Raw genomic sequence first — 9,301 nt, 5'->3', positions numbered from 1 at the left:
GGAAACGCGAATTCCGTGTAGGAGCTGCCGCAGGCTGCGATCTTTTGATCTGCGGCGATTAGCGGTCCTGCGCATCCTTCGCATCCGCCTCGGCATTGCGCTCGGCCACGCGTCGGCGCTGTTCCTCCGTCAACTCGACCTTGTTGGCGGTATCACGCAGCATCATCAATCCGCCAACGATCGAGCCAATTGCAACGATCAGTATCAACCAGGCATACCAGGGCATGGGGCTCTCCTTCAGGACAGGCCGAGTGGCGGGGGTGCCAGTCGTTGTTGCTTACCAGTATTGAGCTTTTTTTCCCCTCGCTGGTTCAATTTTGAACCTGAACTCAGGAAAAGACTTCGGCATCCTTGAAGTACGCTGCCGCCTGATCTTTTGCAGAGAGTTGCGGAGCTTCGTTCAGTTGCCAGTCGATGCCCAGATCCGGGTCATCCCAGCGAATGCTGCGTTCGGCAGATGGGGTGTAATAGTCGGTGGTCTTGTAGAGGAATTCGGCGAAGTCACTCAGTACCACAAAGCCATGGGCGAAGCCTTCCGGAACCCAGAGTTGGCGGTGATTTTCTGCCGACAGGCGTACAGCGACCCACTTTCCGAAATGCGGTGAGCTGCGGCGAATGTCCACCGCAACGTCCAGTACTTCGCCGGCGGTCACCCGCACCAACTTGCCTTGCGTGTTCTCCAGTTGGTAATGCAGGCCGCGCAATACACCTTTCTGAGAGCGCGAGTGATTGTCTTGAACGAATTGGGTATCCAGACCAGTCGCGTCTTTGAAAGCTTTTGCATTGAAGCTTTCATAAAAGAAACCTCGCTCATCACCAAAAACCTTCGGTTCGATGATCAGAACGCCGGGTAGGTCGGTGGTGACTACATTCATGGTGCTTCTCCAGCATATAGGTTTCGATGGTCGTCATTCTTGCTCAAAGTTCGACTGGACGCGAGTCGTAAGTGCACTTCGCACATACCTCCAGCTTCGTCATAACAACCTTATAAGCCCACTCTTTACACTTTCTTTATACCCCACCCACCCCCTCGATCTCGCTCCTTTACACCCTCCCTCCCGACAATAACTCCACAAGCGGCAACAAGCCGTAACACGGAGATCTTCCATGAGCGTTCTGGACGGGGTGTCGCTGCTGCTGGCAGTGGGGCTGTTCATTTATCTGTTGGTTGCGCTGTTGCGCGCGGACCGGAGCTAGGAGCGGCTATGCACAGTTATGACTATTGGCTGATCCTCGCGTTTTTTGCGGTGGTATTGGTTCCGGCGCCGTTTCTCGGGCGCTTCTATTACAAGGTGATGGAAGGGCAGCGCACCTGGCTCACGCCGATTCTCGGGCCGGTGGAGCGTGGGTGTTATCGACTTTCCGGGGTTGATCCGCAGGCTGAGCAGAGCTGGCAGAAGTACACCCTGGCCTTGCTCGCCTTCAACCTCGCGGGTTTCCTGCTGCTGTTCGCGATTCTGCTGTTCCAGGATCACCTGCCGCTGAACCCGCAACACCTGCCGGGGCAGGAGTGGACGCTGGCGTTTAATACCGCCATCAGTTTCATGACCAACACCAACTGGCAGGCATACAGCGGCGAGGCGTCGCTGAGCTATCTGAGCCAGATGGTCGGCCTCACGGTGCAGAACTTTGTCAGCGCCGCCACTGGCCTGGCGGTGCTGGTTGCGTTGTGCCGTGGCATCGGGCGCAAATCCACTCAGTCCCTGGGCAACTTCTGGGTCGACATGACCCGCGCCACCCTCTATGGGCTGCTGCCGTTGTGCCTGCTGCTGGCGCTGTATCTGGTGTGGCAGGGCGTGCCGCAGACCTTTGCGCAGTATGTGAATGCGGTGACCGTCCAAGGCGTCGATCAGGTGATTCCGCTGGGTCCGGCGGCCAGTCAGATTGCGATCAAGCAGTTGGGAACCAACGGTGGTGGCTTCTTCGGCGTCAACTCGGCGCATCCGTTCGAGAACCCGACGGCCTGGGCCAACCTTTTCGAGCTGGCGTCGATCATCCTGATTCCGGTGGCGCTGGTGTTCACCTTCGGCCATTACGTGAAGGACCTGCGCCAGAGCCGCGCGATCATCGCCTGCATGTTGGCGCTGTTCCTGATCGGCGGCGCGACGTCGCTGTGGGCCGAGTATCAGCCCAACCCCGCGCTGAACAACGCCGCGGTCGAGCAGACCGCGCCGCTGGAAGGCAAGGAAGCGCGTTTCGGCACCACGGCCACGGTGCTGTGGTCGGTCACCACCACGGCGGCCTCGAATGGCTCGGTCAACGGCATGCACGACAGCCTCAACCCGCTGAGCGGCATGGTCGCGCTGGTGAACATGATGGTCGGCGAGGTGATCTTCGGCGGCGTGGGGGCGGGCCTCTACGGCATGCTGCTCAACGTGCTGATCGCGGTGTTCCTCGCCGGGCTGATGATCGGCCGCACGCCGGAATACCTCGGCAAGAAACTGCAGGCCCGGGAAGTGCAATTGTTGGTGGTGACCCTGATGGTCATGCCGATTGGCGTGCTGGTGCTCGGCGCGATTGCCGCGAGCCTGCCTGGGCCGGTGGCTTCGGTGAGCAACCCCGGCGCCCATGGTTTCAGCCAGCTGCTTTACGCCTACACCTCGGCCAGCGCCAACAACGGTTCCGCCTTCGGTGGTTTCGGTGCCAACACGCCGTTCCACAACGTGATGCTGGGCCTGGGCATGTTGATCGGGCGCTTCGGTTACATCCTCCCGGTACTGGCCCTGGCCGGCAGCCTGGCGATGAAGAAAACCGCACCGATCGGCCAAAACAGCTTCCCGACCCACGGCCCGCTGTTCGTGACCCTCCTGACCGTGACCATTTTGCTGGTGGGTGGCCTGACCTTTCTGCCGACCCTGGCGTTGGGTCCAATCGCTGAACATCTGAGTATGGGCTTCTAAGCCTCTCTATTTAGGAGCTGCATCATGAATATGCCTGCAATCAAACCCACTCCTGCCAAGGCAGCGGAGCAATCGAAAACCGCGATCTCGGCCCTGTGGCGCCCGGCGCTGCGACAGGCCTTCGTCAAGCTCGACCCCCGGGAATTGCAGCGTGCGCCGGTGATGCTGGTGGTCGAGTTGACGGCGATCCTCACCACCGTGCTGTGCTTCGTGCCGGACACCGCGGTGCCGACCTTCGTCGCCGCGCAAATCGCCGTATGGCTGTGGTTCACCGTGCTGTTCGCCAACTTCGCCGAAGCCCTGGCCGAAGGTCGCGGCAAGGCTCGGGCCGACAGTCTCAAGGCCGGCAGCGAAGGCTTGAGCGCCCGTCGCAAAACCGGCAATGGCAGCTTTCAGGTGGTGCCCGCCAGCAGCCTGCGCAAGGGCGATGTGGTGCGGGTCGAAGCCGGGGAAATGATACCCGGTGACGGCGAGGTCATCGAAGGCATCGCGGCGGTCAACGAAGCGGCGATCACCGGTGAATCGGCGCCGGTGATCCGCGAGTCCGGCGGCGATCGCTCGGCCGTCACCGGCAATACACGGCTGGTCTCCGACTGGCTGCTGGTGAAGATCACCGCCAACCCCGGTGAGTCGACCCTGGACCGCATGATCGCCCTGGTCGAAGGCGCCAAACGCCAGAAAACCCCGAACGAAGTGGCGCTCGACATCCTGCTGATCGGCCTGACCCTGATCTTCCTGCTGGTGGTCGTGACCCTGCAGCCTTTCGCGCACTTCGCCAATGGCAGCCTGCCGCTGGTGTTCCTGGTGGCGCTGTTGGTCACACTGATTCCGACCACCATCGGCGGCCTGTTGTCCGCCATCGGTATCGCCGGCATGGACCGTCTGGTGCGCCTGAACGTGATCGCCAAGTCCGGTCGCGCGGTGGAAGCGGCGGGGGACGTGCACGTCCTGTTGCTGGACAAGACCGGCACCATCACCTTCGGTAATCGTCGTTGCGCGGCTGTAGTGGCGGCGCCGGGCGTGACCACACGGGAGCTGGCGGAGGGTGCCTTGTTCGCCTCCCTGGCCGACGACACGGCGGAGGGTAAATCCATCGTCGAATACCTGCGCAACACACAACCGCAGCCTGAGCCGGCCAGTGAGCTGCTGACTGCCGTGCCGTTCAGCGCCGAAACCCGGTTATCCGGCGTCGACTATCAGGGCCGCGTGTTTCGCAAGGGCGCGGTGGATTCGCTGTTGGCCTTCGTCGGCCTGAAACGCGCCGACCTGGCACCGGCGCTGTCCCGGGAAATCGACAAGATCGCCCAGAGCGGCGGCACACCGTTGCTGGTCTGCGCCGATGGCAAGTTGCTCGGTGCGATCCACCTCAAGGACGTGGTCAAGCCCGGTATCCGCGAGCGTTTTGCCGAACTGCGCAAGCTGGGGATTCGCACAGTCATGGTCACTGGCGACAACCCGCTGACCGCCGCGGCGATTGCCGCCGAAGCCGGTGTGGATGACGTGCTGGCCGAGGCCACGCCGGAGAAAAAACTGGCGCGCATTCGTCATGAGCAGAACGACGGTCGCCTGGTTGCCATGTGCGGCGACGGCGCCAACGATGCCCCGGCGCTGGCTCAGGCGGACGTCGGCATGGCGATGAACGATGGTACGCAAGCGGCGCGGGAGGCGGCCAACATGGTCGATCTCGACAGCGACCCGACCAAGCTGTTGGACGTGGTGCAGATCGGCAAGGAGTTGCTGGTGACCCGTGGTGCGCTGACCACCTTTTCCATCGCCAACGACGTGGCCAAGTATTTCGCGATCCTGCCGGCGCTGTTTGCCGCGATCTATCCGCAACTGGGCGTGCTCAACGTCATGCACCTGAGCAGCCCGCAGAGCGCGATTCTTTCGGCGATCGTGTTCAACGCCCTGATCATCGTCGTGCTGATTCCCCTGGCGCTGCGTGGTGTGCGGGTGCAGGCGGCGAGTGCGGCGGCGTTGTTGCGACGCAATCTGTTGATCTATGGGTTGGGCGGGATTCTGGTGCCGTTTGTGGGGATCAAGGCGATCGATATGTTGCTCACGGCGTTGCATCTGGTCTGACGACAACCCACTCCCCTGTAGGAGCGAGCTTGCTCGCGATGCACCTGAGAACACCGCAGGGTGTCAGGCAGCCAGCGTCATCGTTGACCACCATCGCGAGCAAGCTAGCTCCTACAGGGTTTCTACCTAATTCGAGGATTTTGAAATGTCCACAATGATACGCCCGGCCCTGAGCCTGCTCGTGCTGATGACCCTGATCACCGGTGTCGCCTACCCCCTGGTGGTCACAGGCGTGGCCCAGGTCGCATTCCCCGATCAGGCCAACGGCAGCCTGGTTCGCGATGCCGAGGGCAAGGTTCGCGGTTCTTCGCTGATCGCCCAGGATTTCGTCGGCGATGCCTGGTTCCACCCACGGCCATCGGCCGGTGCCTTTGCCACGGTGTCGAGCAGCGCCAGCAACCTGTCGCCGAGCAACCCGGCCTTGGCCACCCGCGTGATCGACGATGCCAACAAGCTGCTGGTGCCAGGACAAGGCCCGGTGCCGCTGGCGCTGGTCACCACCTCCGGCAGCGGCCTCGATCCGCACTTGCCACCGGCGGCGATTGCCTATCAACTGGCGCGTGTCGCGGCGGCGCGCAATTTGCCGGTGTCAACGTTGCAGAATCTGCTGGAGGCGCACATCGAGCAGCCGTTGGTGGGGCCGCCGGTTGTGAACGTGTTGACGCTGAACATGGCGCTGGAAAAACTGTAATTCGCTGGTGCTGCCATTCGCGAGCAAGCCCGCTCCCACCTTGGAATGCGTTTCCCTGTGGGAGCGGGCTTGCTCTCGAAGACTGCCTCACAGACCCCACATCAACATCTGAAAAAGAGACCCCAGCATGAGCGACTCCGGCCGCGCCGACGCGCTGTTAGCCAACCTGCCCCGCGAAGGCCGTGGCCGGCTCAAGGTTTTCCTCGGCGCCGCGCCCGGTGTCGGCAAGACTTACGCCATGCTGCAAGCCGCCCACACCCAGCAACGCCAGGGAGTGAAGCTCATCGCCGGTGTGGTCGAAACCCATGGTCGGGCCGAGACCGAAGCGCTGCTCGGCGGCTTGCCGCAGCAGCCGCTGCTGCGCTCGGAATACCGCGGCGTGATGCTCGAAGAGATGGACCTGGATGGCCTGCTCGCCGCCAAGCCGAAGCTGGTGCTGGTGGACGAACTGGCCCACAGCAACGCCCCCGGCAGCCGCCACGCAAAGCGCTGGCAGGACATTCAGGAACTGCTCGCCGCCGGGATCGACGTCTACACCACGGTCAACGTCCAGCACCTGGAAAGTCTCAACGATCAGGTGCGCGGCATCACTGGCGTGCAGGTGCGCGAAACCCTGCCGGACTGGGTGCTGCAGGAAGCCTTCGAGCTGCTGCTGATCGACTTGCCACCGCGCGAGCTGCTCGAGCGTTTGCGTGACGGCAAGGTCTACGTGCCGGAGCAGGCGCGGGCGGCGATCGATGCGTTTTTCACCCAGACCAACCTCACCGCGTTGCGCGAGCTGGCGATGCAGACCGCGGCGGCCCAGGTCGACAACGATCTGACCCAGAACTATCGCCAGCTCGGTCAGGCGGCGCCTGCGGTGCGCGGTCGTTTGCTGGTGGGCGTCGATGGCGATCACCAGGCCGAACGGCTGGTGCGGCATGCCAGCCGCGTCGCCCAGCGCCGGCATCTGCCGTGGAGCCTGGTGCATGTGGACAACGGCAGCGGCGCAGACGAGCAGTCGCGCCTGCGCCTGCAAAGCGCCCAGCAACTGGCCGAACGCCTCGGCGGCGAAGTGGTGCTGCTGCGGGCCGGCGAGGTGGCGAAAACCCTCATCCAGCATGCCGCCGAACGTCGCGCGACCCTCGTTCTGGTCGGTCAATCCCGAACACGTTTGCGCAGGCGTCTGTTCGGTGGAGGCCTGGCGGCGCGCTTGCTGCGCAATGCCAAGGGCCTTGAAATCAACGTCCTCGACAGTGATCACGAACAGCACCCGCCACGCCAGCGCTCGATGCAGCCGCTGGTGTGGTTCGATTACGCCCTGGCGGTGGTGGCGACGGTATTGGCCAGCGCATTGGCCTGGGTGGTGGCCCACGCCTTGCCACTGCCGAATATCTCCCTGGTCTTCCTTGCCGCGGTGTTGCTGGTGGCCGTGCGCAGCAGCCTCGGACCTGCCTTGGCCTGCGCCGCACTCTCGTTCCTCGCCTACGATTTCCTGTTCATCCCGCCGAATTTCTCCTTCAGCATCCAGCGCGAGGAAGACGTGCTGACCTTGCTGTTCTTCCTGCTGATGGCGGCGCTTACCGGCAATCTCGCCGCGCGCCAGCGCCGGCAATTGCAGGCCCTGCGCGACACCCAGGAAGAGACCAGCGAACTGCTCGACCTGTCGCGCAAACTCACCGCCGCCACCGACCGTCAGGCCGTGGTCAGCGCCGCCGCCCAGCACCTCAACGGCTGGAGCGACCTGCAGTTGTGCCTGCTCAACCGCGACGGTCCCAGCGGCTGGAAAGTCGAAACCGGTGGCCCGCTGGAGTTCACCGAAGCCGAGCGCGCCGCCGCCGATTGGGCCTGGCAACACGACCAACCGGCGGGCGCGGGCACCGGCACGCTGCCGTTCGGACGCTGGTGGTGGTGGCCGCTGTCGGTGGAGGACGGCCCGCTGGCGCTGCTCGGTGTCTGTGCCCGGGAAGGCCAGACCCTGAGCGGGCAGCGCCGGCGCCTGCTGACGGCCCTGAGCCAGCCGCTGGCCCAGGCGCTGGCCCGTGCGCAATTGGCCGATGACCTGGAAGCGGCGCGGCTGCACGGCGAAACCGAACAACTGCGCAGCGCCTTGCTGGCCTCGGTGTCCCACGATCTGCGCACGCCGCTGACCTCCATGCGCGGCAGCATCGACAGCCTGCTGGCGCTGGGCGAAGCGATCCCGCTGGAGGATCGCCGCGAGCTGCTCGAAGGCACCCGCGATGAAGCCGAACGTCTCGACCGCTACATTCAGAACCTGCTGGACATGACCCGTCTCGGCCATGGCGCGCTGAAGCTGGCGCGGGACTGGGTCTCGCCGGCGGACATCGTCGGCAGCGCGCTCAATCGCCTGCGCGCGGTGCTGGCGCCGTTGCAGGTCAGCGCCGAGGTCCCGGCCGAGCTGCCGCTGCTGTTTGTCCACGCCGCGCTGATCGAGCAGGCGTTGGTCAACGTGCTGGAAAACGCCGCGCGCTTTTCCCCGCCTCACGGTCGCCTGCAATTGCGCGCCGGAGCTAATGACGCCGAGCTGTTTTTCTCGGTGAGCGATGAAGGGCCGGGGATTCCCGAGGCGGACCGGGCGAAGATTTTCGACATGTTCTACACCGCCGCCCGCGGGGATCGGGGCGGGCAGGGCACCGGGCTCGGGCTGGCGATCTGTCAGGGCATGGTCGGCGCCCATGGCGGGCGGATCAGCGTCGAGGACGGCATCGAAGGACGCGGCACCTGCATCACCCTGCACTTGCCGTTGCAGGCTCAGCCTGGCTACTCGGACGGCAATGAAAGTGAAGCCTGATCCTGCTTGCGTTACTCTCTTGCCACTTCTTCATTTCGATGTGAATCCATGAGCCAGACCGCGACCATTTTGGTCATCGACGACGAACCGCAGATCCGCAAATTCCTGCGCATCAGTCTCGCTTCCCAAGGCTACAAAGTGCTGGAAGCCGGAACCGGCAGCGAAGGGCTGGCCCAGGCGGCGCTGAACAAACCGGATCTGCTGGTGCTCGACCTCGGACTGCCGGACATGGATGGCCAGCAGGTGCTGCGCAATTTTCGCGAATGGTCGACGGTGCCGGTGCTGGTGCTCTCGGTGCGCGCCGGAGAAGGGCAGAAGGTGGAGGCGCTGGATGGTGGCGCCAACGACTATGTGACCAAGCCTTTCGGCATTCAGGAGTTTCTCGCACGAATTCGTGCGTTGCTACGCCAGGCGCCGGTGGGCGAGGCCCAGCAAGCGGCATTGAATTTCGGCCCGCTGACGGTGGACCTGGCCTATCGCCGGGTATTGCTCGACGGCAACGAAATCGCCCTGACCCGCAAGGAATACGCGGTGCTGGCGCAACTGGCGCGCCATCCGGGGCGGGTCATCACCCAGCAGCAACTGCTCAAGGACATCTGGGGGCCGACTCATACCGAGGACAGCCATTACCTGCGGATCGTAGTCGGGCATTTGCGTCAGAAGCTGGCGGATGATCCGATGAAGCCGCGGTTCATCGTGACCGAGGCGGGGGTGGGGTATCGGTTGTTGAGTGATCGTTAGCATTGCGGTGGCTGGACTGACGCCTTCGCGGGCAAGCCCGCTCCCACAGTTGATCGACGTCGTGCACAAATTCTGTGTCCACCCCCGAACCCTGTG

At 63.6% G+C, this 9,301-nt stretch carries 8 protein-coding genes; 6 read left to right on the top strand and 2 right to left on the bottom strand.

The window, feature by feature from the left end; translation table 11 throughout:
* Positions 1 to 58 precede the first annotated feature (58 nt).
* Positions 59 to 226, bottom strand: coding sequence for a DUF2897 family protein (locus ACW9JE_RS25460; RefSeq protein WP_175378676.1), 168 nt, complete (start codon positions 224 to 226; stop codon positions 59 to 61).
* Positions 227 to 329: 103 nt separating this feature from the next.
* On the bottom strand, positions 330 to 875 hold the full coding sequence (gene rfbC / locus ACW9JE_RS25455) for a dTDP-4-dehydrorhamnose 3,5-epimerase (RefSeq protein WP_457434305.1): 546 nt from the start codon (positions 873 to 875) through the stop codon (positions 330 to 332).
* A 232-nt stretch (positions 876 to 1,107) separates the two neighbouring features.
* Here rfbC and kdpF point away from each other — a divergent pair, with 232 nt between their 5' ends.
* The 6 genes from kdpF (at position 1,108) to ACW9JE_RS25425 (ending at position 9,205) form a co-directional block, all read left to right on the top strand.
* Entirely contained in the window at positions 1,108 to 1,197 is a 90-nt protein-coding gene (kdpF, locus tag ACW9JE_RS25450) for a K(+)-transporting ATPase subunit F (RefSeq protein ID WP_032830911.1), read from the top strand.
* Positions 1,198 to 1,205: 8 nt separating this feature from the next.
* Positions 1,206 to 2,900, top strand: coding sequence for a potassium-transporting ATPase subunit KdpA (gene kdpA / locus ACW9JE_RS25445; protein ID WP_457434304.1), 1,695 nt, complete (start codon positions 1,206 to 1,208; stop codon positions 2,898 to 2,900).
* A 24-nt stretch (positions 2,901 to 2,924) separates the two neighbouring features.
* The gene (gene kdpB, locus ACW9JE_RS25440) at positions 2,925 to 4,982 is read left to right on the top strand and encodes a potassium-transporting ATPase subunit KdpB (RefSeq protein WP_457434303.1); all 2,058 of its coding nucleotides are present in this window, start codon (positions 2,925 to 2,927) and stop codon (positions 4,980 to 4,982) included.
* Between the two features lie 145 nt (positions 4,983 to 5,127).
* Positions 5,128 to 5,673, top strand: coding sequence for a potassium-transporting ATPase subunit KdpC (gene kdpC, locus ACW9JE_RS25435; RefSeq protein ID WP_457434302.1), 546 nt, complete (start codon positions 5,128 to 5,130; stop codon positions 5,671 to 5,673).
* 127 nt (positions 5,674 to 5,800) lie between these two features.
* Positions 5,801 to 8,464, top strand: a complete 2,664-nt coding sequence (locus ACW9JE_RS25430) for a DUF4118 domain-containing protein (protein ID WP_457434301.1) — start codon at positions 5,801 to 5,803, stop codon at positions 8,462 to 8,464.
* 48 nt (positions 8,465 to 8,512) lie between these two features.
* A complete protein-coding gene (locus tag ACW9JE_RS25425) occupies positions 8,513 to 9,205 on the top strand; it encodes a response regulator (RefSeq protein ID WP_457434300.1) in 693 nt (230 codons plus the stop codon).
* The last annotated feature ends 96 nt before the right edge of the window (positions 9,206 to 9,301 follow it).

The sequence above is a fragment of the Pseudomonas sp. SDO55104_S430 genome (genome assembly GCF_054070595.1).
The sequence above is the reverse complement of the archived record's forward strand: the minus strand, read 5'-3'. Positions and strand labels throughout refer to the sequence as shown.